This window comes from Rathayibacter sp. VKM Ac-2879 (assembly GCF_015351245.1).
GTDB lineage: Bacteria > Actinomycetota > Actinomycetes > Actinomycetales > Microbacteriaceae > Rathayibacter.
Genome location: NZ_JADKSO010000002.1, coordinates 650115 through 671166, shown reverse-complemented (window position 1 = coordinate 671166; position 21052 = coordinate 650115). Strand labels below are relative to the sequence as shown.

Below are 21052 nucleotides of genomic sequence, written 5' to 3'. Positions count from 1 at the left end.
GTCTCATCGCTCCCAGAAGGACGGCCCGACGGGCTCCGTGAAGTCGCTGCGGGCGACCAGGTAGCCATCGGCGTCGACGGTGATGGGGAGCTGCGGAAGCGGACGCTTCGCCGGGCCGAAGATGACGGCGGCCTCGCGCGTGATGTCGAACTGCGACTGGTGGCACGGGCACAGCAGGTGGTGGGTCTGCTGCTCGTACAGTGCCACGGGGCAGCCGACGTGCGTGCAGATCTTGGAGTAGGCGACGATTCCGTCGTAGTTCCAGGTCTCGCGACCCTCACTGACGATGAGGTCTTCCGGCTTCAGACGCATGAGGAGGACGGCCGCCTTGGCCTTCTCCTCGAGCATGCCCTCCGCCTCGAGCAGTCCCTCCGGGATCACGTGGAAGGCCGACCCGAGAGTGACGTCTGACGCCAGGATCGGCGCGCCGGAGGGGTCGAGCGTGAGCCGGGTGCCCTCCTTCCACAGGGTCGTCTTGAGGAGCGCGACCGGGTTCTCGTCCTGCGGCCCGAGACCGCGGAACAGGATGACCGCGGGGAGCGGGAACACCACGAGGGAGGCGATCAGGCTGTTCCTGACGAGCGAGCGACGGCCGAAGCCGGACTCCTTGTCGGCCTGGTCGAAGATCTCGATCGCACGGGCGCGGGTGGGCTCTGCGCTACGGACGGGGTGGCGGATGTCGATGCCCTCGTGATCAGACATCAGCTGCTTGCCCCAGTGCACCGCCGCGATGCCGAGAGCGAGGAGCGCGAGCGACATGCCGAGTCCGATGAACAGCGTGTTCATGCGAACGGAGGAGATGTCGTCGGTGATGGGGAACGCCATGTAGGCGGCCACGGCGAAGATCGAGCCCGCGAAGGAGAGGTAGAAGAGCGTGTACACCGTGCGCTCGGCACGCTTCTCGACCTTGGGGTCGAGGTCGGTCATCCGGGGGCGGTGCGGCGGGAGGCCCGGGTCTTGGACGCGGTCCCGCGTCACGACCGCGGTGCCGGCCGAAGCCGTCCCGTGCCCGGTGGCCGACGAGGTGGCGAGGTCGCTGCCACCCTCATCGTGCTCTGCCATGGTTCTCCTTTTCACGCCGTGCGGGCGCCGTTCGGTGCCGAAGGGAAGTCGCGCCGATCAGGGCGCTGAGGAAGTCAGTTGGATCGCGCGGTGATCCACACCGTCAGGGCGACGATCGCGCCGAGCCCGAAGATCCAGAGGAAGAGGCCCTCCGCGACCGGTCCGAGAGAACCGAGCGCGAATCCGCCGGGAGACGGGTTGGCATCGATGTACTTGAGGTACGAGATGATGTCGCGCTTGTCCTCAGGGGAGATGTTGAGGTCGTTGAAGACCGGCATGTTCTGCGGTCCGGTGACCATCGCCTCGTAGATGTGCGCGGGGGTGACGCCACCCAGAGGGGGAGCGAACTTGCCCTCGGTGAGCGCGCCGCCGGCGCCTGCGACGTTGTGGCACATCGCGCAGTTGATGCGGAAGAGCTCCGCGCCCTTCGCGGTGTCGCCCTGTCCGTCGAGGACCTGGCCCTCGGGGATCGCCGGGCCGGGGGCCAGAGAGGCGACGTAGGCCGCGAGCGCCGCGATCTGGTCGTCGGTGAACTGGACCGGCTTCTCGAGAGCCTGAGGGCCCTGCATCTGCATCGGCATGCGGCCTGTGCCGACCTGGAAGTCGACGGAGGCCGCTCCGACGCCGACCAGCGACGGCGCGCTGCCGGTGCCGGTGGCCGAGAGCCCGTGGCAGGTGGCGCAGTTCGCCGCGAAGAGCTTGGAGCCCTCCTCGATGGTCTGCTGGCTCGTCGCCGAGGTCTCGGCGGAGGCAGAGGTGGCGACTCCGACGGCCGCGTAGGCGCCGCCGGTGAGGCCCAGGCCGATCGCGATCAGGGCCAGCGTGGCGAGGGGGTGACGACGACCCTTCTTGACACGGCTCTTCGACTTCGGGGAGGCCATCGAGGCAACCTTCCTGCGGGGTTCGGGGGACTGGCGATTCATCGGTGCGCGCGTCACTTCAGGAAGTAGATGACGAAGAACAGGCCGACCCAGACCACATCGACGAAGTGCCAGTAGTAGGACACGACGATCGCGCTGGTCGCCTCTTTGTGGCCGAAGTTCTTGACGGCGAAGCCACGGCCGATGACGAGGAGGAAGGCGATGAGGCCGCCGGTCACGTGCAGAGCGTGGAAGCCGGTCGTGAGGTAGAAGGCCGAGCCGTAGGCGTTGCTCGAGAGGCTCACGCCCTCGGAGACGAGGGTCGCGTACTCGAAGACCTGGCCCGACACGAAGATCGCGCCCAGGGCGTAGGTGAGGAAGAACCACTCGACCATGCCCCACTTCATGGGGCTGAGGCCCGTGGCACGCGGCTGAAGGCGCTCGGCGGCGAACACCCCGAACTGGCACGTGAACGACGACGCGACCAGGATCACCGTGTTCACGCTCGCGTAGGGCACGTTGAGGATGCTGGTCTCGGCCGACCACAGCTCCGGAGAGGTGCTGCGAAGGGTGAAGTAGATCGCGAACAGGCCGGCGAAGAACATGACCTCGCTGCCCAGCCAGACGATCGTTCCGACCGCGACCGGGTTGGGTCGGTTCACTACGGGCGCGCTGGCCGTGGGGGAGAGAGAAGTGCTCGTCACACAGACCATTATGGCCGATGCCCGGAGGGCGACTCGCACTTCCCGCGCGGCGATCCTCGTCACATAATCTGAGAGCCATGTCGGAAACCCTGTCCTGGCCGTCCCTTCTCAGCACTCTCTTGGAGTCCTCCGATCTCAGCGTCTTCCAGGCGACCTGGGCGATGGAGCAGGTGATGCGCGGGGAGGCGACTCCCGCGCAGCTCGCGGGAATGCTGATCGCGCTCCGCGCCAAGGGCGAGACGGTCGACGAGATCGTGGGGTTCCGCGACGCGATCCTCGAGCATGCGCTGCCCTTGGACGTGGATCCGATGGCCCTGGACATCGTGGGGACCGGCGGGGATCGCTTCGGGACGGTGAACATCTCGTCGACGGCGGCGATCATCGCCGCCGCGGCCGGGACCCCCGTCATCAAGCACGGCAACAAGGCGGCGTCCTCGTCGTCCGGCTCCTCGGACGTGCTCGCGGCCCTGGGCGTGGATCTCAGCATCTCGCCCGAGAGGGTGGCGGAGGTGTTCCGCTCCACCGGCATCGGCTTCGTCTTCGCTGCGATGTTCCATCCCGGTTTCCGGCACGCGGGAGCCGTCCGGAGCGAGCTGGGTGTCCCGACGGTGTTCAACTTCCTCGGCCCGCTCTGCAACCCGGCGCGGCCGGAGGCGTCGGCCGTCGGCGTCGCGCACCTCGACCGCGTCCCGCTCTTCGTGGGCGTGTTCCAGACCCGCGGGGCGACCGCCCTCGTCTTCCGCGGCGACGATGGGCTCGACGAGCTCACCACGACGGGGCACAGCCACATCTGGGAGGTGTCCCGCGGGTCCGTCGTCGAGCACGACCTCGATCCGCGCGACCTGGGCCTGCGACGGGCGAGTATCGACGATCTTCTCGGTCGCGACGCGAACTACAACGCGGGCGTCGTCCGCGCGGTGCTCGCGGGCGAGGAGGGCGCCGTGCGCGACATCGTGCTCCTCAATGCGGCGGCTGGGCTCATCGCCTACGACCTCGCTCGTGACCCCGACCTCATCCGTACGGCGATCCTCGACCGGTTCCGCGACGCACTCGATCGCGCGGCCGCGGCCGTCGACTCCGGTGCCGCGACGGCCAAACTCTCGGCGTGGGCGGAGGCGACGCGACATCGTGCCTGAGGCCCTGCCTCGCCCGCCGATGTAAGGCGTAACGTGGCATCGCTGTCCGCAACGGTGCGGACGGCGATCCACTTCGGGACCCGAACATCCGGGCCGGATCCGCCGAGGGCCTGTCGGCCCCGGCCCGGCAGGCGAGGGGCACCCGCGCAGTGGTCCGACCCGGAGGAGACCTCGATGAAGAAGCTCATCAACGACCCGAAGAACGTCGTCGCGGAGTCGGTGGCCGGGTTCGGCCTCGCGCACGCCGATCTGGTCCGAGTCGAGAAGGATCCGTTGTTCGTGGTGCGCGCGGGCGTTCCGCGCGCCGGCAAGGTCGGCATCGTCAGCGGCGGAGGCAGCGGGCACGAGCCCCTGCACGCCGGTTTCGTGGGCTTCGGGATGCTCGACGCGGCCGTACCCGGCCCCGTGTTCACTTCGCCGACTCCCGATCCGATCGTCGCCGCCACGCAGGCCGTGCACGCCGGCGCCGGTGTGCTGCACCTCGTGAAGAACTACACGGGAGACGTCCTCAACTTCGAGACGGCCGCCGAGCTCGCGGCCGCCGAGGGCATCGAGGTGCGGTCCGTGGTGATCGACGACGACGTGGCCGTCAAGGACTCCCTGTACACGGCCGGTCGTCGAGGTGTCGCGGGCACGGTGCTCGTCGAGAAGATCGCGGGCGCTGCCGCCGAGCGCGGCGACTCCCTCGACGAGGTGGCGGCCGTCGCCTCGATCGTCAACGGCCAGGTGCGCTCGATGGGGGTCGCCCTCACCCCGTGCATCGTCCCGCACGCGGGCGAGCCGAGCTTCGAGCTGGGCGAGGACGAGATCGAGATCGGGATCGGGATCCACGGCGAGCCCGGACGCGAGAAGATCCCTCTCGAGCCGGCCGACCGGATCGTGGACCGCATCCTCGCGCCGATTCTCGAGGACCTGCCGTTCGCCTCCGGAGACCGGGTGCTGCTCTTCATAAACGGTATGGGTGGCACTCCGCAGATCGAGCTCTACATCGCCTATCGCCGCGCCGCGGAAGCCTTGGCAGAGAAGGGCATCACGGTCACGCGCAGTCTGGTCGGCAACTACACGACCTCGCTCGAGATGCAGGGCTTCTCGCTTTCTGTGCTCAGGCTCGACGATGCGCTCACCGAGCTCTGGGACGCGCCGGTGCAGACGGCCGCGCTGAGGTGGGGACGCTGATCGCCTCGGACGGCGACAGGACGACGCAGACCACGGTGGCGCGAGCGGCCGGACAGGAGAGGACGATCATGCAGGACGCACGGGAGCAGACGCTCGACGGCGAATGGGCGGCCGCGTGGATCCGCGCGGCTGCCGCGGCCTTCTCCGAGCACCGGGTCGAGCTCATCACTCTCGACCGGGCGATCGGAGACGGCGACCACGGCGAGAACATGGACCGGGGGTTCCAGGCGGTCCTCGCCACGCTCGACGGGGCACCGGCGGGCGCCCCGTCCGACGTTCTGAAGATGGTCGCGACGACCCTCATCTCGACGGTCGGCGGAGCCTCCGGGCCGCTGTTCGGCACCGCCTTCCTCAGGGCGTCGGCGGCGATCGCGGGCAGGGAGTCGCTCGCGAGCGAGGACGTGGTGGCGCTCCTGACGGCCGCTCGCGACGGCATCGTCCTGAGAGGAAAGGCCGAGGTCGGCGACAAGACCATGGTCGACGCGTGGAGCCCCGCGGTCGAGGCCGCTGCCTCCGCCGCCGAGCGCGGAGCGTCGCCGCGCGAGGTCCTCGAGGCTGCGGCCGAGGCGGCCCAGTCTGGAGCGGCGTCGACGGATCCCCTCGTCGCTCGGAAAGGACGGGCCAGCTACCTCGGGGAACGGGCGATCGGACACCGCGATCCCGGGAGCGTCTCGACCGTGTTGATGCTCCGCGCGGCGACCGAGGCGGGCGCGTGAGCGTCGGGCTCGTCTTCGTCTCGCACAGCGCGCGGCTCGCGGAGGGACTCGTCGAACTGGCCGAACAGATGGCCGCCTCGGTCACTCTGGTGGCGGCGGGAGGAACGGACGACGGGGGGATCGGCACGAGCTTCGACCGCATCAGCGCGGCGTTGGCGGAGGCCGACTCGGGCGAGGGCGTCGTCGTCCTCTGCGATCTCGGCTCCGCGATCATGACAGCCGAGACGGCGATCGAGTTCCTCGAGGAGGCGGCGCGCGAGCGCGTGCGCCTCGTCGACGCCCCCCTCGTCGAGGGCGCGGTCGCCGCGGCGGTGACGGCCGGGACGGGAGCGGGGCTCGACGAGGTGGTGTCCGCTGCCGAATCGGCGCGCGGCGCCTCCGCAAAGGCCCAGGACGTGTCGGCGCCCGTCCGCGGACCGGCCGTTCGGCGCACGGCGACCCTCGTGAATCCGAACGGGCTGCATGCCCGGCCTGCGGCCGACTTCGTCACTCTCGCGACGACCTTCGACGCACGGATCGATGCGAATGGCAAGGACGCGACCAGTCTCCTCGGAGTGATGTCCCTGGGGCTGGATCGCGGTGATGACGTCGTCCTGTCGGCGACGGGCCCGCAGGCCGAGGAGGCGGTCGAGCGCCTCGCCAAGCTGGTCGAGTCGGGGTTCGGCGAGGTCTAGAGCGGCGCACCCGTCCCAGGTGCCGCCTCCTACGCTGGGGTGCATGCTGCTGCGCGGAAACCGACCCCCGATCGTTCTGCTCCGCCGCTTCTTCGTGGTTCCCCGGGTCGTGCGCCGCGCCGATGCCCGGGTGGCGCGGAGGCTGAACGCGCGACACCCCTCCACGCTCGTCGACGGCGCGCTCGTCTCGCTGTCGCGGGCCGCCGACCACGGTGTGCTCTGGATGGGGCTCGGTGTCCTGCTGGTCCTCGCGGGGCGTCCGCGGGAGGCGGTGCGGGGCACGGCGTCCCTCGCCATCGCCAGCGCGGCGGCGAACCTCGTGGGGAAGCAGCTGTTCGGAGGAGTTCGTCCGCTCGTCGTCGACGTGCCCATCGGTCGCCGTCTCGCCCACCTCCCCACCTCGCCCTCCTTCCCCTCCGGTCACGCGGCGAGCGCCGCCGCCTTCGCGACCGGAGTGGCACTCGAGTCGCCTCGCGCCGGCGCAGCCCTCGCGCCTCTTGCCGCCGCGGTCGCCTTCTCGCGGCTGCACACGGGCGTGCACTGGCTCTCGGACGTCGTCGGTGGCGCCGCGCTCGGAGCGGCTGTCGCCGTGGTCGGGCGGGTCGCGCTGCCGGCGCATCCCCGGCGCATCCCCGTCTCCGAGCGAGCTGCTCTACCGCCTGTGGATCGCCGTCCGCTCGGCGACGGCTCGGAGCTGCTCGTCGTGCTCAATCCCCACGCGGGGCGTGACTCGCACCGGCCCGACCCGGAGCCGCTCCTGCGCGCCCGGTATCCCCGGGCGCACGTTCACCGCCTCGCCGAAGGGGAGGAGCTGGCCGAGGTCGTCCGCTCGCGCTCCAGCACGTCGACGGTGCTGGGCGTCTACGGCGGCGACGGCACCGTGGCGGTCGGCGCGGCGCTCGCACGCGCGGAGGGGATGACCCTTCTCGTTCTGCCGGGAGGAACGATGAACCACTTCGCCAAGGCGCTCGGGCTGCTCACCGTCGAGGACGCACTCCACGCAGCGTCGGTCGGCGAGCGTCGGGATGTGGACGTCGCCGAGGTCGTCACGGTGGGAGGCGAGCCGATCACCGTGCTCAACACGGTGTCGATCGGTGTGTACCCCGAGTTCGTCGCGGCGCGCGAGAAGCGCGAGAAACGGATCGGCAAGCCGTTGGCGGCGGTGATCGCCGCCCTGACGGTCGTGCGTCGGACCGACCCGTTCGAGCTGCGCCGCGAGGGACGGACCGATCGTGTCTGGTCGTACTTCGTGGGGGTGAACCGCGGTCACCCTGAGACCGCGACTCCGCTCGCGCGCCGTCGCCTCGACGACGGACGCCTCGACGTGCGGATCCTGCACTCCGGCAGGACACCGCGCACTCGCGGGGCGTTCGCGCTCGTCCTCGGCCGCACCGCGACTCCGCTCCTTCGTCGCGTGCCAGGGTGGCGGACACCTGTCGTCGAGGCGTTCTCGACCCCCGAGATGACGGTGGGCACGCGCCGCGCCCGCGGAGCGGATCCCGAATGGGCGCACGACGGCGAGACCGAACGGTTCGACCCGGACGCGCGCGAGGGGAACGGTGGATTCGACGAGGCCACGGTGCGGATCGTGCCGCGAGGCCTGCGCGTCTACGCCTCGGCGGACTGACGACGTGCCTCCCCTAGGTGTGCTGACCGGACACGTTAGTTAGAAAGGGGACCGGTCAGCCAGATCAGGAGCGTTGCAGTCGGGCTCGGTGGCGCCTAACGGCATCCCTGCTGCCGCACCGAGGTGAGCAGTACCGCTGGGTGCCATTGCGGGACACGTCTACGACGACGTTCGTGCACGGCTCCGCGGCGCAACGCCCGAGGCGCGACATGCCTCGAGTGGTCAAGTGAAGAGCGGTGCCGACCATGAAGACAGCTCGCAGGACGCGCTGAAGGTCGTTATCGACGTCGCGGTAGTGCAGGTGCCAACCCTCGCCGTTGTGGTCGGTCAAGCGCGGGTAGGCCGAAGCGCTGGCCATGTGCTCGTTAAGAATGGCCGCCCGATCCTCCGGCGTCGCAGCGTCGACGACTGTCAACCAGCCGTCCAGCACCACACGGCAGCGGGTGTAATCGTCCGGCCGTTCAGGGAAGGGCATCGTCATGCCAAATTCTCGAGTTCGTTCGATGACCCGTGTCCGGTCGCCGGGCCAGTCGTTCGCGAGTGACTGTGCGAGGAGGACCGCGTACTCCCCGTAAGGGTTGAGATGCATAAAGGTATTACATCATGGTGGGAGCGTGCCTCCTACCTCCTTGATTCCACCCATCTCGGCGATGGCAGCCGTCGCCATGATTCTCACCGCCTTGACGATGGTTCTCACCCCGGGTCCGAACATGATCTACCTCGCGTCACGCAGTATTAGTCAAGGTCGCCGTGCCGGCCTGGTCTCCTTGGCGGGGACGGGTTTGGGATTCGTTGTGTACATGCTGATGGCCAACCTCGGCCTGGCTGTTGTATTCGTGGCCGTTCCGTGGCTGTTTATTGGGCTCAAGACTGCAGGCGTCGCCTACCTTGCCTATTTGGCCTGGCAAGCGCTGCGTCCCGACGGGCGAGGTGTCTTCGAGATCCGTGACCTGCCCCGTGATAGCACCAGTCGTCTCTTCCGGATGGGGCTGGTCACCAACCTGCTCAACCCAAAAGTCGCGATCATGTACCTGACCGTCATCCCGCACTTCATCGATCCTCAGCGCGGTCACCCCATCGTGCAGGGCGTCACGCTCGGACTGCTTCAGATCGTCGTCAGCCTTACCGTGAATGCGCTCATCGTGGTCGCTGCGGGGTCTCTCGCCAGCTTCCTCGCCCCTCGCCCCCAATGGGCGATCTGGCAGCGGCGCACCACGGGAGTTTTACTCGGCATCGTCGCGCTCCTCCTTGCCCTTGAAGTGCCAGACCGCGCGCACATCTGACACCCGTTGCCGTTCCCGAGAACTGAAGAAATAGAGCCCCTGTGTCCCACTCCGACGCCGCACTCACCCCGCACCGCCGACTAAAAGTCGCCCGACTCGTCGTTGACGAGACCTGGCCGATCAGCGAGGTCGCCGCCCGCTTCCAGGTCTCTTGGCCCACGGTCAAATGTTGGGCCGGCCGCTACCGGAATAGCGAGTCGATGCAGGACCGCTCCTCGCGACCTCACCGCTCACCGAACAAAACCGATGCGAAGACCACATGGCGTTGCATCACTCTGCGCCTCCGATTGCGCGAGGGTCCGTGCAGCTCGCCTACCGACTGGGCATCGCGCCGTCGACAGCTCATCGCATCCTCACCACCGTCCACCTGAACCGCCTGTCGCACGTCGACCGACCACAGGGCGAGAGGAACCGCGCGGCAACACCGGACAAGCCTCGTAACAAATACAGCAGCCCACTCATGGGCAAGGCCCACGTTCATACGGTGATCGACGACCACTCACGCGTCGCCTACGCCGAGATACACGACAACGAGACCGGCGTCACCGCCGTCCTCGTCAGAGCTGTCGAGTGGTTCAACCAGCGCGGCGTCACCGTCGAGCGTGTCCTCTCCGACAACGGCACATCTTTGGCGAGACACCTGCGCGGAGCTCAGCATCACACACAAGCGCACCCGCCCCTACCGACCTCAGACCGACGGCAAGATCGAACGGTTTCACCGCACCCTGGGGGACGGCTGGGCATACCCCCGTTGCTACACCTCCGAGGCTCAGTGCCGCGGAGAACGGGGCGAGTGACTGCATTACTACAACCACCACCGCCCGCATTCAGCTTGCGGAAACCGGCCGCCTTTCTCGCGATTGATCAACGTCCCCGGTCAGTACACCTAGGAGGCGAGCAGCGCGGCCAAGGCGTCGAGCGCGGGGACCTGCCCGGCGACCAGCAGCTCGCGTGCCTCCTCGAGGGGAATCCAGCTGGCCGTCTCGATCTCGGAGTAGGAATGCATGACGCCTGAACCGCGAGGCCATTCGAGCTCGAAAGCATTGCTCGAGACAAATCGCGTCTGATCGTCGCCGGGGCCCGCGAACACGGTCACGATCTTGCGCGAGTTCTGCCGGAACGCGCCGAGCGGGGTGTAGTCGACGTCGGGAGCCGGAACGCCGATCTCCTCCTCGAACTCCCGCCTCGCGGCGTCGAACGGTGTCTCCTCCGGCCCGTACATGCCTTTCGGGATCGACCACGCGCGCGGACGCCGAGTCCACAGCGGACCACCCATCCGCCCGAGGAACACATGGAGCCGCCCGTCGACCTCCCGGTGCAACAGGATTCCCGCGCTCGTCACCGCCATAGTGTCGTCACCGTGCTCGTCTCCGTCATGGGGTCATCCTGCCGCCCGCGAGCTGGGCGTGCGCGTGGAAGGATCGACGCGAACCGCCCGCGACCGCATGGAGTGACCCATGAACCTCACCGAGATCCTCCGGTCGCTGGCTGATGTCGTCGGCGACGCTCTGCTGGTCGAGGGCGACGAGTTCGAGGCCGTGCACACCGACAAGTCGGGGTGGAGGAGCGAGGGGCGGGCGCTCGCGCTCGTGCGCGCGCGGTCGATCGACGACGTGCGAGCGACGCTGACGTTCGCCTCCGCGCACCGCCTTCCCGTCGTCCCCCGCGGTGCCGGCACTGGGCTCGCCGCAGGAGGCGTCGCCACGGCGGGAGCCATCGTGCTCTCGACTGCCGCGATGGACCGCATCCTCGAGATCTCACTCGAGGACGAGCTCGCCGTGGTCGAGCCCGGAGTGATCAACCAAGCGCTCTCGGATGCGGTCGCGCCGCACGGGCTGGTGTTCTCGCCCGACCCGGCGAGCAAGGCCATCTCGAGCATCGGCGGCAACATCGCCACCAACGCGGGCGGCCTGCTCTGCGCGAAGTACGGGGTCACGCGGGAGGCGGTGCTCGGTCTCGCCGTGGTCCTCGCCGACGGTCGTCTGGTGCGCACCGGCCGGCGTAGCGTCAAGGGGGTCACCGGCTACGACCTGACCGCTCTGCTCACCGGGTCGGAGGGGACGCTCGGCGTCATCGTCGAGGCGACGCTGCGCTTGCGTCCCCTTCCCACGGGACCGGCGGTGACGGTGGGGGCGTACTTTCCCAGCGTGGTCGCCGCAGCGGCCGCCGCCTCCGCGATCACCTCGGCGCGCCTCCGACCGGCCGCGATGGAGCTGATGGACGAGGCGGCGCTCGCCGCGGTCTCGCGTTTCACCGGCGCCGACGTCGACAGGGGCGCCGCCTTTCTGCTCGTGCAGACCGATGGTGGCGGAGCGGCCGAGGAGGCCCGCCGCATCCTCGAGATCGTCATCGCCTCCGGAGGCGACGCGGAGGCGACCGAGGATCGGGAGGCGGGCGAGGCGCTACTCGCGGTTCGCCGCGCCTTCCACCCCGCTCTCGAGGCTGAGGGGCAGGTCCTGATCGAGGACGTGTGCGTGCCCCGCTCGGCGCTTCCCGCGATGTTCGCCGCGATCCGGGGCATCGAGGAGCGGACCGGCCTGCGCATCCCGACGGTCGCGCACGCGGGCGACGGCAACCTGCACCCCAACTTCGTGCTGCCGCCCGGCTCGGAAGGAGTGCCCACGGTCGTCTGGGAGGCGGCGGACGAGCTGTTCCGCACCGCCCTCGCCCTCGGTGGCACGCTCACGGGGGAGCACGGAGTGGGCCTTCTCAAGCAGCGTTGGCTCGCCGAGGAGCTCGGCGAGGATTCGCTCGCCTTGCAGCGCGGGATCAAGGCGGTCTTCGATCCGCTCGGGATTCTGAATCCGGGCAAGGTGTTCTGAGACGCGGCCCCGCCGGCCACGTGGGGCAGGCGTTCCTCCGACCGGCTGAGGCCGCGAGGTGCCGCACCTCTCGGGTACTGGCATGTCTCGGGTACTGGTGGGCGATACCGGACTCGAACCGATGACCTCTTCCGTGTGAAGGAAGCGCGCTACCAACTGCGCCAATCGCCCGGGCTGATGCTCCAGGGGGGACGTTCGGGACGACCCGAGAGACGATCGTAGCGGATGCTCGGGGTGCGCACCGACCATTCGTGCGCGCCACGCCCGGGTGAACGGCAGGGGAGGAGTCTGCGCCGCGCGGAAGGGCGGGGGACGAGCGTTCGGTGACGACATCCGCCTCCGCTCGATTTGGAATCTCGTACGGCCGTCGGATACAGTCTTCTAGGTCGAGCCGGGGAGCGAAAGCGCCGAGGCGAGACAGCAAGACCAGCACGACCTACATGCGGATGTGGCGCAGCGGTAGCGCATCACCTTGCCAAGGTGAGGGTCGCGAGTTCGAATCTCGTCATCCGCTCGAACGCCGGTTCTCGGACCGTCGTCATCGGGACGTATCCTCGGATACCTCCCACCTGGTCGGCCTTCGGGCCGCCGACACCGAATCCCGTACACGGTGGATTGGCCGAGAGGCGAGGCAGCGGCCTGCAAAGCCGTATACACGGGTTCGAATCCCGTATCCACCTCGATCGTTCACCGAACGAGGCGCTCCTTTACGGAGCAGCGGGCGATTGGCGCAGCGGTAGCGCGCTTCCCTGACACGGAAGAGGTCACTGGTTCGATCCCAGTATCGCCCACCATGAAGACCCCCGGCTCCAACCGGGGGTCTTTCTCGTAGGGCCAGTCTTTCTCGTAGGCCCAGGGGACCCCAGCCGCGCACTGGCCGGCGTTATCCTCACAAGGTGACCGCGCCGATCCTCCTCGACACGAGCACCACCCTGCGTCTCCTCACTCGCGAGGACGGCCCCGCGCTCGCCTCCGCCTACCGACGCAACCGCGGCCACCTCGCGCCGTGGGAACCGCTGCGCTCGACCCGCTTCTTCGAGGCGGACGGGCAGTCGGAGGCGGTCGCCGACATGCTCGCCGAGTGGCGCTCCGGAGTCCACCTGCCGCTCGTTCTCGAGAGCGAGGGAGCGATCGTCGGGAGAATCACCCTCGGCAACATCGTGCGCGGCGTCTTCGACAGCGCCGACCTGGGGTACTGGCTCGACAGTCGGCTGCAAGGCAGGGGACTGATGACACGAGCCGTCCACGAGACGCTCCGGCTCGCTCGCGACGAGGTGCGCCTGCACCGAGTGCAGGCGGGCACGCTCCTGCACAACGTCGGCTCGCAGACGGTGCTCGTCCGCAACGGCTTCGAGCGAATCGGCGTCGCCCGCCGCTACCTGCGGATCGCGGGTGAGTGGCAGGATCACGTGCTCTTCCAGGTGCTCCTCGAGGGCGGGCCGCTCCAGCCGCCTCCCGCCCCGCTCGTCTAGGGTGAGCGACGCCGGCGTTCTCCCGGCTCACCGACCGGGAGGGACGCCCATGACGACGCGCAGGATCGGCGGACGAGAATTCGACTTCGAGCGACAGGTCGCCGTGATGGCGGTCGTGAATCGCACGCCCGACTCCTTCTACGACAAGGGATCGACCTTCGCGCTCGAGCGGGCGATCGAGGCCGCCGTGCGCGCGGCCGAGCAGGGCGCCGACTGGGTCGACATCGGAGGCGTGCCGTTCGGACGCGGGCCGGCGGTATCGGTGCAGGAGGAACTCGACCGGGTGGTCCCGGTCGTCGCGGGCATCGCTGCCAGGAGCGACGTCTCAGTCTCGGTCGACACGACCCGCGCCGAGGTGGCGCGTTCGAGCATCGCCGAGGGCGCCTCCGTCGTCAACGACACCAGCGGACTGCACGACCCGCGCATGCTCGAGGTGGTGGCCGCCTCCGACGCGCAGCTCGTGATCACGCACAGCCTGGGGGAGCCGCGCAGCGAGCCCGAGAGGCCCGAATACGACGACGTCGTCGCGGCAGTGATCGCCCACCTCAGCGAGCGTGTCGGTCGTGCGCTGGCCGCGGGGGTCCCGGCGGAGCGCATCATCGTGGACCCCGGGCACGACCTCAACAAGAACACTCTGCACACTCTCGAGCTGACGCGGAGGCTCGGGGAGGTCGTCGCCCTCGGCTACCCGGTGCTCGCGGCCGTGTCGAACAAGGACTTCATCGGCGAGACGCTCGATCGCCCCCAGGGGCAGAGGCTGGAGGGATCGCTCGCCGCGGCGGTCATCTGCATCCTCAACGGGGCCAGGATCGTGCGGATGCACGACGTGCGACAGGCCGTCGACGCCGTCCGGCTCACGGAGGCGGTGCTCGGCTGGCGGGCCCCCGCCTACCTCCGCCACAACGTGGAGCCGCACGAGTGAACGTCCCGATCGATCTCCTGCGCCCCCGGGACGAGCCGGACATCGACGACGACGCACTCCTGGCGCTCTACTCCGACGGGCTGGGCGAGCGCTGGCTCCGCGTGAACTTCGTCTCGAGTGTGGACGGAGCCATCGTCCGTGACGGAGTGTCGGGGTCGCTCGGCGGTCCTGCCGACCTGCGGGTCTTCGAGCTCCTGCGTCGCCTGTGCGACGTGGTGCTCGTCGCGGCGGGCACGATCCGGGCGGAGGGCTACGGTCCGATGGTGCTGGGGGAGGAGGCGAGCGAGGCGCGGGTGGCCGCGGGCCTCGCTCCGCACCCTGTCTTGGCGGTCGTGTCGAACTCGCTCGACCTCGATCCGCGGGCTGAGCTGTTCACTCGGGCGCCGGTGCGACCGATCGTCGTCACGACGGCGACGTCTCCGGAGCGTCGCCGTGCCGAGCTGGCCACGGTCGCCGATGTCCTCCTCTGCGGCGAGGAGGCCCTCGACGTCCCTCTGCTCCTGGACCGTCTTGCGGAGCGGGGCCTCGCTCGGGTGCACTGCGAGGGAGGGCCGGGACTCGTCGGAGCGCTGCTGGCCGCCGACGCGGTCGACGAGCTGTGCCTGACGGTCAGCCCGTCCCTCGAGGCCGGGACGTCGGGGCGGCTCGCCCGCAGCGACTCCCCGCACACTCGCGACGTGCGCCTCGCACACGTGCTCGCCGCCGAGGACACGCTGCTGCTGCGCTACGTCCGGAGTCGGTGAGCGCTAGGTGTATGAGGCCAGGACGTTGTCGACAGAGGCGGGCGCTGCCGTCGCGGGTGGTTGCCCCTCGTGCGCGCCAGGGGGCGGTGGTAGTCGTCGTGCAGGTCCAGAGCAGGAGACGGTCGGCGCGTTCTCGCTCCGAACTTCCGGTAACGGTTGACCCACTTGGGCGCGGTCGCGCGGGAGATACCCCTCTCGGCGGCGACATGAGCGATCGGACGTGTGCGACACCGCTCGATCAGCCGGCGACGACCTTCGAGCGTCAACGGAGCGTTGGCGTGCGGTGGCCTTCGCGAGATGGCCTGTGCACGATCACGGTACTCATGCTCTGTCACTGGCAACGTACTCCTCGATCACGACACCCGACGTGAAGGAGCGGGTTTCGGTCAGAGCGAACGCGGACGGCTCGTAGGGGGCACCGCCGAACAGGGAGATGCCAGAGCCGAAGACGACGGGATTGCGTTTGATGACGAGGCGATCGATCTCGGGCAGAAGCGTGCCTGCAAGCTCGCCACCGCCGCAGAGCCAGACGTCCAGGCCGTCTTCTCGCTTCAGGTTGCGGACCGTGGCGCGCGGATCGTCAGTGAGGATGATCGCCGGGTCGACGTCGCGTGGCTGGCGGCTCGCGACGATCTGACGCAGGTGAGGGTAGGGGCTGGTGATGCCGATATCGAGTGCGGGTGTGAGTGTCTTCCACCCCATGATCACCGTGTCGAATCGTGTTCTTGGCGGTTCGGTGCCCAGCGCTGCATGTGCATGCGCTGGTAGCGCATCTGCATACTCGCCGAACACCACCGACGCATGATCGCCTTCGGCCAGGAACGCATCGAACCTGCCCGTCGGGTCGGCGATATAACCGTCGATGCTGACGGCGACGTAATAGATGAGTTCTCGCATGATGTCTCCAATCACGACATTTGTCGTAGTTAAACTACAACAGCAGTCGTGGTTTGGCTAGCATGGGCGACATGGCCCGCAACGACGAACGACGCTCCGCTCTCGCCGACGCCGGGATCCGCGTGCTCGCTCGGGAAGGAGCCCGCGGGCTCACCCACCGAGCTGTCGATGCCGCAGCCGGCACGCCACGGGGTACCGCGTCGAATTACTTCCCGACCCGCGACGATCTGATCTCCGCACTCGTTGACCGCATTGGAGAGCGACTCGCACCCGATCCCGAGATCGGTCCTTCCCGTGGCGCTCGGTCTGCCGACCGGGCTCTCTTTGCCGACTACCTGCGAGACGTCGTGCGACGACTCAGCGCTGACCCGCATGTGTCGCTTGCCCTCTTCGAGCTGCGGCTAGAGGCTGCTCGACGCCCCGCAATTGCCGCGACGCTCGGAACGTGGCGACAGCGAGCATTTCAGGAGGATGTCGCCTTCAACGACGCTTCTGGCCTGCCCGGAGGACGAACCGAGATCGCCCTGTTCCACTACGCCATCGACGGATTGATGCTCGACCACCTCACGGCGCCACTCGACACGGGATTGTCTGTCGACGCCGCCGTTAACGAACTCGTCGACCGCATACTTCAGTAATCCTGCCCTCTGCCCCTCGAGTGCGCGCGTCAGCACCCTCCTGCCCTGCAACAGCTAGGGCTTTCTGCGGTCGTTGTCCTCGCGTTTGGCCTCGGTCGCCGCTCGCGCTGCGACGACGGGAAACGCCCCCGTGAAGCCCTCGCGAGCGGCGGCGATCTCGAGGATCCGCGGACGGGCGATGCGCCAGCCGATCACGAGGGCGGGAACCCCGATCACGGCGACGATGCCGACCGTCCAGGTACCGGTGGGGAAGTCGACCGCGATCAGGACGACGACGATCACGAGGAACGCGAGCGTGAGCCACGAGGTGACGGGCGCGCCGGGCATCCGGAACGAGGGACGCTGCAGTCGGCCTTGCGACGCCCAGCGCTGCAGCTGCATCTGGCAGAGCACGATCATGCCCCAGCCGGTGACGATGCCCAGGGCGGAGACGTTGAGGACGATCTCGAACGCCTGCGCGGGCACGAAGAGGTTGAGCACGATGCCGACGAGAGTGATGCTCGCCGTGAGCAGGATGCCTCCGAACGGCACACCCTGCGCGTTCATTTTGCCCGTGAAGCGGGGAGCGGAGCCGTTGAGCGCCATGGAGCGGAGGATCCGGCCCGTCGAGTAGAGGCCGGCGTTGATGCTCGAGAGCGCCGCGGTCAGCACGACGAAGTTCATGATCGAGCCGGCGATCTCGCCGGACGAGCCGTCGCCGAGGGCCGAGAAGAAGGTGACGAAGGGGCTCTCGGCCTTCGAGTACGCCGTGTAGGGCAGCACGAGCGCCAGCAGCAGCACCGAGCCGACGTAGAACACGGCGATCCGGAGGATCACCGAGTTGATCGCGCGCGGGATCACCGTGGCTGGCTCGGCCGTCTCACCCGCCGCGGTTCCGACCAGCTCGACACCGGAGTAGGCGAAGACCACACCCTGCACGACCAGCACGCTCGCGATGAGCCCGCCGGGGAACAGGCCGCCGTTGTCGTTCCACAGGCTGATGCCCGGGTCGACCGCGACTCCACCCGAGTGCAGCGGCCAGCCGGCGGCCAGGACGACGATGCCGATCACGAGGAACACGACAAGGGCGGTGACCTTGATGAGCGCGAACCAGAACTCGAGCTCGCCGAACACCTTCACCGAGACGAGGTTGAGCGAGAGGACGACCACGAGCGCGATCAGGGCGAGGAGCCATTGCGGCACGGCCGAGAAGAGGGACCAGTACCTCACGTACAGGGCGACGGCGGTGACATCGGCGATCGAGGTCATCGCCCAGTTCAGGAAGTACATCCAGCCGGCCACGAAGGCCGCCTTCTCGCCGAGGAACTCGCGGGCGTAGGAGATGAAGGAGCCGGAGCTCGGCCTGTGCAGCACGAGCTCGCCGAGAGCGCGAAGGATCAGGTAGGCGAAGACTCCGCAGACCGCGTACACGATGATCAGCGAGGGACCCGCCGAGGCCAACCGCCCGCCCGCGCCCAAGAACAGTCCGGTGCCGATGGCGCCTCCGATGGCGATCATCTGGAGCTGCCGGGGTTTCAGGCCCTTGTGGTAGCCCTCCTGCTCGTTCGAGTAGTCCGGCTGGACCGGCGTGGTCTGTCCGGTCGGACCGGTCTCGTCGGCGTGGCTCCGGGTCACGGTGGACTCCTCCTCGCGGGGCGAAGCCGTGGCGGGCGCGACGGCATGCCCGCCAGCGTAAGGGTGGCTCGTCGCGAAGACGCGGCCGTGTCGCACGACAGATGACGTGAGTCTTCTCAGGGAGGCCCCCGCCGGGCGCCTGGTCCGGCTCCGTGAGTGCATCCGACCTGGCGCGACAGTCCTCCCTCGACGGAGTGCGCATCCCTCCGCTCGAGCCTGTGCCAGTCGCCGAGTACGGAGTCGAGCGGGACGACGAGCGCGCGGCGTGTGACCTCGTGCTGCGGGACGCCGAGAGCTGACTCAGGCCTTCGCGGCGTCGTGGTCGGCCTTCGCCGCCTCGGCGTCGCCACGGTTCTCGCTCGCGAGGCGCAACCAGCGCCCGTCGCGCACATCCTTGGCGCGAGCCGCCGCCTTCTTGTCGCTGGCGGCCGTGTCGCGCGGCGGCAGCTGGATCGTCTCCTCCGCCTCGATGCCCGCTTGCAGCTCCCTGCCGCGTTCGAGCTCGGCGTCGAACTCGGCACCGAAGAGCAAGGCGATGTTGGTGATCCAGATCCAGAGGAGGAACACGATCACCGCGCCGAGCGAGCCGTAGGTCGTGTTGTAGTTCGAGAAGTTGGCCACGTAGAAGCCGAAGCCGGTCGAGGCCAGCAGCCAGATCACGAGGGCGAGCACCGATCCCATGCTGATCCAGCGGAACTTCGGCTGGCGGATGTTCGGCGCCCAGTAGTAGAGGATCGCGACGACGAGCACCGCTATCACGACGAGAACGGGCCACTTGGCGATGTTCCAGGCCGTCACCGCGGCCGGACCCAGCCCGACCACATCGCCGACCGCCCCCGCCACCGGGCCGCTGAGCACCAGGATCAGGGCAGCAACGACGACGAGGACGACGGTGACCACGGTGACGCCGAGCATCGTCGGACGCAGCTTCCAGAACGGGCGGCCCTCGTCGATCTGGTAGATGCGATTCATCGCGCGCCCGAAAGCACCCACATAGCCGGAGGCGGACCAGATCGCGCCGACGACTCCGGTGACGAAGGCGATCCCCGCGGCCGAGGAGTCGGTCAGCGCCTGGATCGGGTCGCGCAGCAGCTCGACGACCTGCGAGGAGGCGAGAGTGCCGACCAGATCCAGCACGAGATCGGTGGTCGCCTGCGCCTGCCCGAACAGGCCGAGCACCGAGACGATCGCGAGCAGGGCAGGGAAGAGGGCGAGCACCGCGTAATAGGTAAGGGCCGCGGCGAGGTCGGTGCACTGATCCGCACCGAACTCGCGACCGGTCTTCTTGAGGACGTAGATCCACGAGCGCTTCGTGATGTCGCCGATGTCGTCAGGTTTGCGGGCGTCGTTCGGCTCGGGCGCGGTCTTCTCTCGGGTCGTGCTCTTCTCGGCCATGCGCTCACGCTACGGGGCACGTCGAGGGGAATGAGCCCCTTGACGCCGCCCCCGGTCGTGCGACGGTCGGCTCAGCGCGCCTCCGCCTCCACGGGGCGCCGCCTCTGGCGGATCGCGGCGAGGGCGCCGAAGAAGAGGAAGGAGCACGTGGCCCCGAGGACGACGGCGAGCGGAGCATCCCAGCCTCCGCTCGTGTCGTGCGCGAATCCGACCACCGTGGGCGCCGTGGCAGCGACCGCGTAGCCGATGCCCTGCACCGTGGCCGAGAGTCGGGACGCGTGTGCGTCCGAGCGCGAGAGCCGCACGACGAGCACGAAAACGGTCGTGAATCCGCCGCCCTGCGCAATGCCTCCCAGCGTGCACCACAGCGCCCAGAGCTGCGGAGCCAGAAGCAGGCCCGCGGGGACGCAGCACCAGAGCACGCCCACCACGAGGATGCTCCCGAGCGGACCGACACGGCGGACGAGGAGGGGAACGCCGAGCGCGCCGGCCACAGCGGCGAGCTGGAAGACGGAGGAGCTTGCTCCCGCGGCCTCCACCGAGAAGCCGTTGCGGTCGACCAGCAGCGAGGGCAGCCACGCCGTGACGCCGTAGTAGGAGAAGGCCTGGCTCGAGAAGCACACCGCCAGGGCGAGCACCGTGGCGCTGCGCCAGATCCGAGGAGCGGGGGCGGAGGAGGCGCTCTCGTTCCGCGGAGCGCGCGCGGCGGGACGCAGCGCCCGCGCCGGCCCGACAGCGAGGAGCCACCCCAGAAGGGCGAGTGCTGTGAGCACCGACCAGGCCGCGAGCGCCGCCCGCCACCCGAGGGCCAGCGCGAGAGGAGCTGTTCCGAGGGAGGTGATCGTCGAGCCGATGTTGAGCGCCGCCGTGTAGACGCCCGTCGTGAGGTCGACCCGCTCGGGTCGCACGTCGCGCCGGATGACGACGGGCAGGACCACGTTGCCGACCGTGATGCCGACACCGATGACGACGGTGCCGGCGATCACCGCCACGAGGTCTCCGGAGGAACGGAGGACGGTGCCGAACGCGACCCCCAGGACCGTCGCGCTCACCGCGGCGTCCGGGCCCGCCCGGCGGATCACCAGGAGGGCGAGCGGTGTCGCGAGCGCGAAGCACAGCACGGGGATGCTCGTCAGAATGCCGGCCTGGCCTGAGGAGAGCGCGAGGTCGGCGCGCACCGAGTCGATCACCGGCGCGAGCGCCACGATCGGTCCGCGGAGGATCAGCGCGACGAGCGCGACGGCGACGACGAACAGCCACGGGGCGCGTCGGCGCGCGGTCGGAGACGCCGGGGAACTGCGCGGCACCGGG

The 21052-nt window shown here is 69.1% G+C and carries 21 protein-coding genes, 4 tRNA genes and 2 pseudogenes; 16 read left to right on the top strand and 11 right to left on the bottom strand.

The window, feature by feature from the left end:
• Window positions 1-3: 3 nt before the first annotated feature.
• The 3 genes from ITJ45_RS08145 to ITJ45_RS08135 all read right to left on the bottom strand — a co-directional run bounded on the left by ITJ45_RS08145 (window position 4) and on the right by ITJ45_RS08135 (window position 2635).
• Entirely contained in the window at window positions 4-1062 is a 1059-nt protein-coding gene (locus ITJ45_RS08145) for a ubiquinol-cytochrome c reductase iron-sulfur subunit (RefSeq protein ID WP_194607903.1), read from the bottom strand.
• 74 nt (window positions 1063-1136) lie between these two features.
• Complete coding sequence (locus ITJ45_RS08140; protein WP_194607904.1) at window positions 1137-1943, bottom strand: c-type cytochrome; 807 nt, start codon at window positions 1941-1943, stop codon at window positions 1137-1139.
• A gap of 53 nt (window positions 1944-1996) precedes the next feature.
• Window positions 1997-2635: a cytochrome c oxidase subunit 3 gene (locus tag ITJ45_RS08135; RefSeq protein ID WP_194607905.1), complete on the bottom strand. Its 639-nt coding sequence runs from the start codon at window positions 2633-2635 to the stop codon at window positions 1997-1999.
• A 68-nt stretch (window positions 2636-2703) separates the two neighbouring features.
• Here ITJ45_RS08135 and trpD point away from each other — a divergent pair, with 68 nt between their 5' ends.
• The 5 genes from trpD to ITJ45_RS08110 all read left to right on the top strand — a co-directional run bounded on the left by trpD (window position 2704) and on the right by ITJ45_RS08110 (window position 7955).
• A complete protein-coding gene (trpD, locus tag ITJ45_RS08130; protein WP_194607906.1) occupies window positions 2704-3762 on the top strand; it encodes an anthranilate phosphoribosyltransferase in 1059 nt (352 codons plus the stop codon).
• A gap of 174 nt (window positions 3763-3936) precedes the next feature.
• Window positions 3937-4938: a dihydroxyacetone kinase subunit DhaK gene (gene dhaK, locus ITJ45_RS08125; RefSeq protein WP_194607907.1), complete on the top strand. Its 1002-nt coding sequence runs from the start codon at window positions 3937-3939 to the stop codon at window positions 4936-4938.
• A gap of 68 nt (window positions 4939-5006) precedes the next feature.
• Entirely contained in the window at window positions 5007-5654 is a 648-nt protein-coding gene (dhaL, locus tag ITJ45_RS08120) for a dihydroxyacetone kinase subunit DhaL (RefSeq protein WP_194607908.1), read from the top strand.
• A complete protein-coding gene (dhaM, locus tag ITJ45_RS08115; RefSeq protein ID WP_194607909.1) occupies window positions 5651-6328 on the top strand; it encodes a dihydroxyacetone kinase phosphoryl donor subunit DhaM in 678 nt (225 codons plus the stop codon). The genes dhaL and dhaM overlap by 4 nt, the downstream gene beginning before the upstream one ends.
• 43 nt (window positions 6329-6371) lie before the next feature.
• A complete protein-coding gene (locus ITJ45_RS08110; RefSeq protein ID WP_194607910.1) occupies window positions 6372-7955 on the top strand; it encodes a bifunctional phosphatase PAP2/diacylglycerol kinase family protein in 1584 nt (527 codons plus the stop codon).
• A 64-nt stretch (window positions 7956-8019) separates the two neighbouring features.
• Here the strand turns inward: ITJ45_RS08110 and ITJ45_RS08105 are convergent, their stop codons facing one another.
• Window positions 8020-8436, bottom strand: a complete 417-nt coding sequence (locus tag ITJ45_RS08105) for a CGNR zinc finger domain-containing protein (RefSeq protein WP_323742884.1) — start codon at window positions 8434-8436, stop codon at window positions 8020-8022.
• A 169-nt stretch (window positions 8437-8605) separates the two neighbouring features.
• On the opposite strand from ITJ45_RS08105, the gene ITJ45_RS08100 reads away from it, so the two are divergent.
• Window positions 8606-9238: a LysE family translocator gene (locus tag ITJ45_RS08100; RefSeq protein WP_228493605.1), complete on the top strand. Its 633-nt coding sequence runs from the start codon at window positions 8606-8608 to the stop codon at window positions 9236-9238.
• Window positions 9239-9279: 41 nt separating this feature from the next.
• Window positions 9280-10128 (top strand): annotated as a pseudogene (locus ITJ45_RS08095) (IS481 family transposase).
• Here the strand turns inward: ITJ45_RS08095 and ITJ45_RS08090 are convergent.
• Entirely contained in the window at window positions 10125-10586 is a 462-nt protein-coding gene (locus ITJ45_RS08090; RefSeq protein WP_194607912.1) for an NUDIX domain-containing protein, read from the bottom strand. The pseudogene ITJ45_RS08095 and the gene ITJ45_RS08090 overlap by 4 nt on opposite strands.
• 109 nt (window positions 10587-10695) lie before the next feature.
• Between ITJ45_RS08090 and ITJ45_RS08085 the strand changes: the two genes are divergently transcribed.
• Window positions 10696-12060 (top strand): FAD-binding oxidoreductase, encoded by a 1365-nt coding sequence (locus ITJ45_RS08085; protein WP_194607913.1) that lies wholly within the window; start codon window positions 10696-10698, stop codon window positions 12058-12060.
• Window positions 12061-12155: 95 nt separating this feature from the next.
• Here ITJ45_RS08085 and ITJ45_RS08080 read toward each other — a convergent pair.
• A tRNA-Val gene (locus ITJ45_RS08080) sits at window positions 12156-12231 on the bottom strand.
• Window positions 12232-12502: 271 nt separating this feature from the next.
• Between ITJ45_RS08080 and ITJ45_RS08075 the strand changes: the two genes are divergently transcribed.
• From ITJ45_RS08075 to ITJ45_RS08050, 6 genes are all read left to right on the top strand, one after another.
• A tRNA-Gly gene (locus ITJ45_RS08075) sits at window positions 12503-12574 on the top strand.
• Between the two features lie 95 nt (window positions 12575-12669).
• Window positions 12670-12740 (top strand) — tRNA-Cys (locus ITJ45_RS08070).
• 39 nt (window positions 12741-12779) lie between these two features.
• Window positions 12780-12854 (top strand) — tRNA-Val (locus ITJ45_RS08065).
• A 102-nt stretch (window positions 12855-12956) separates the two neighbouring features.
• Window positions 12957-13532: a GNAT family N-acetyltransferase gene (locus ITJ45_RS08060; protein ID WP_194607914.1), complete on the top strand. Its 576-nt coding sequence runs from the start codon at window positions 12957-12959 to the stop codon at window positions 13530-13532.
• A 49-nt stretch (window positions 13533-13581) separates the two neighbouring features.
• Window positions 13582-14454 (top strand): dihydropteroate synthase, encoded by an 873-nt coding sequence (gene folP / locus ITJ45_RS08055; protein WP_194607915.1) that lies wholly within the window; start codon window positions 13582-13584, stop codon window positions 14452-14454.
• Window positions 14451-15197: a pyrimidine reductase family protein gene (locus ITJ45_RS08050; protein ID WP_194607916.1), complete on the top strand. Its 747-nt coding sequence runs from the start codon at window positions 14451-14453 to the stop codon at window positions 15195-15197. Before folP ends, ITJ45_RS08050 begins: the two co-directional genes overlap by 4 nt.
• Before the next feature lie 137 nt (window positions 15198-15334).
• On the opposite strand, the pseudogene ITJ45_RS08045 reads toward ITJ45_RS08050, so the two are convergent.
• Both ITJ45_RS08045 and ITJ45_RS08040 read right to left on the bottom strand, forming a co-directional pair.
• A pseudogene (locus ITJ45_RS08045) lies at window positions 15335-15496 on the bottom strand (IS481 family transposase); the annotation flags it as partial.
• Window positions 15497-15518: 22 nt separating this feature from the next.
• Window positions 15519-16094: a dihydrofolate reductase family protein gene (locus ITJ45_RS08040; protein WP_194607917.1), complete on the bottom strand. Its 576-nt coding sequence runs from the start codon at window positions 16092-16094 to the stop codon at window positions 15519-15521.
• A 71-nt stretch (window positions 16095-16165) separates the two neighbouring features.
• Here ITJ45_RS08040 and ITJ45_RS08035 point away from each other — a divergent pair, with 71 nt between their 5' ends.
• Window positions 16166-16732, top strand: coding sequence for a TetR/AcrR family transcriptional regulator (locus tag ITJ45_RS08035; RefSeq protein WP_194607918.1), 567 nt, complete (start codon window positions 16166-16168; stop codon window positions 16730-16732).
• 54 nt (window positions 16733-16786) lie between these two features.
• On the opposite strand, the gene ITJ45_RS08030 is transcribed toward ITJ45_RS08035, so the two are convergent.
• Entirely contained in the window at window positions 16787-18346 is a 1560-nt protein-coding gene (locus ITJ45_RS08030; RefSeq protein ID WP_323742885.1) for an amino acid permease, read from the bottom strand.
• Between the two features lie 152 nt (window positions 18347-18498).
• On the opposite strand from ITJ45_RS08030, the gene ITJ45_RS08025 reads away from it, so the two are divergent.
• Complete coding sequence (locus tag ITJ45_RS08025) at window positions 18499-18645, top strand: hypothetical protein (protein WP_194607919.1); 147 nt, start codon at window positions 18499-18501, stop codon at window positions 18643-18645.
• A 1-nt stretch (window position 18646) separates the two neighbouring features.
• Here the strand turns inward: ITJ45_RS08025 and ITJ45_RS08020 are convergent, their stop codons facing one another.
• Both ITJ45_RS08020 and ITJ45_RS08015 read right to left on the bottom strand, forming a co-directional pair.
• Entirely contained in the window at window positions 18647-19741 is a 1095-nt protein-coding gene (locus ITJ45_RS08020; protein ID WP_194607920.1) for a YihY/virulence factor BrkB family protein, read from the bottom strand.
• A 71-nt stretch (window positions 19742-19812) separates the two neighbouring features.
• The gene (locus tag ITJ45_RS08015; protein WP_194607921.1) at window positions 19813-21048 is read right to left on the bottom strand and encodes a CynX/NimT family MFS transporter; all 1236 of its coding nucleotides are present in this window, start codon (window positions 21046-21048) and stop codon (window positions 19813-19815) included.
• Window positions 21049-21052: the final 4 nt, after the last annotated feature.

Coding starts and splice junctions, on each gene's coding strand:
- ITJ45_RS08145 (WP_194607903.1), bottom strand. CDS start 1,062: ATGGCAGAGCACGATGAGGGTGGCAGCGACCTCGCCACCTCGTCGGCC.
- ITJ45_RS08140 (WP_194607904.1), bottom strand. CDS start 1,943: ATGGCCTCCCCGAAGTCGAAGAGCCGTGTCAAGAAGGGTCGTCGTCAC.
- ITJ45_RS08040 (WP_194607917.1), bottom strand. CDS start 16,094: ATGCGAGAACTCATCTATTACGTCGCCGTCAGCATCGACGGTTATATC.
- ITJ45_RS08110 (WP_194607910.1), top strand. CDS start 6,372: ATGCTGCTGCGCGGAAACCGACCCCCGATCGTTCTGCTCCGCCGCTTC.
- trpD (WP_194607906.1), top strand. CDS start 2,704: ATGTCGGAAACCCTGTCCTGGCCGTCCCTTCTCAGCACTCTCTTGGAG.
- ITJ45_RS08135 (WP_194607905.1), bottom strand. CDS start 2,635: ATGGTCTGTGTGACGAGCACTTCTCTCTCCCCCACGGCCAGCGCGCCC.
- ITJ45_RS08100 (WP_228493605.1), top strand. CDS start 8,606: ATGGCAGCCGTCGCCATGATTCTCACCGCCTTGACGATGGTTCTCACC.
- ITJ45_RS08035 (WP_194607918.1), top strand. CDS start 16,166: ATGGCCCGCAACGACGAACGACGCTCCGCTCTCGCCGACGCCGGGATC.
- ITJ45_RS08105 (WP_323742884.1), bottom strand. CDS start 8,436: ATGACGATGCCCTTCCCTGAACGGCCGGACGATTACACCCGCTGCCGT.
- ITJ45_RS08090 (WP_194607912.1), bottom strand. CDS start 10,586: ATGGCGGTGACGAGCGCGGGAATCCTGTTGCACCGGGAGGTCGACGGG.
- ITJ45_RS08085 (WP_194607913.1), top strand. CDS start 10,696: ATGAACCTCACCGAGATCCTCCGGTCGCTGGCTGATGTCGTCGGCGAC.
- folP (WP_194607915.1), top strand. CDS start 13,582: ATGACGACGCGCAGGATCGGCGGACGAGAATTCGACTTCGAGCGACAG.
- dhaK (WP_194607907.1), top strand. CDS start 3,937: ATGAAGAAGCTCATCAACGACCCGAAGAACGTCGTCGCGGAGTCGGTG.
- dhaL (WP_194607908.1), top strand. CDS start 5,007: ATGCAGGACGCACGGGAGCAGACGCTCGACGGCGAATGGGCGGCCGCG.
- ITJ45_RS08020 (WP_194607920.1), bottom strand. CDS start 19,741: ATGGCCGAGAAGAGCACGACCCGAGAGAAGACCGCGCCCGAGCCGAAC.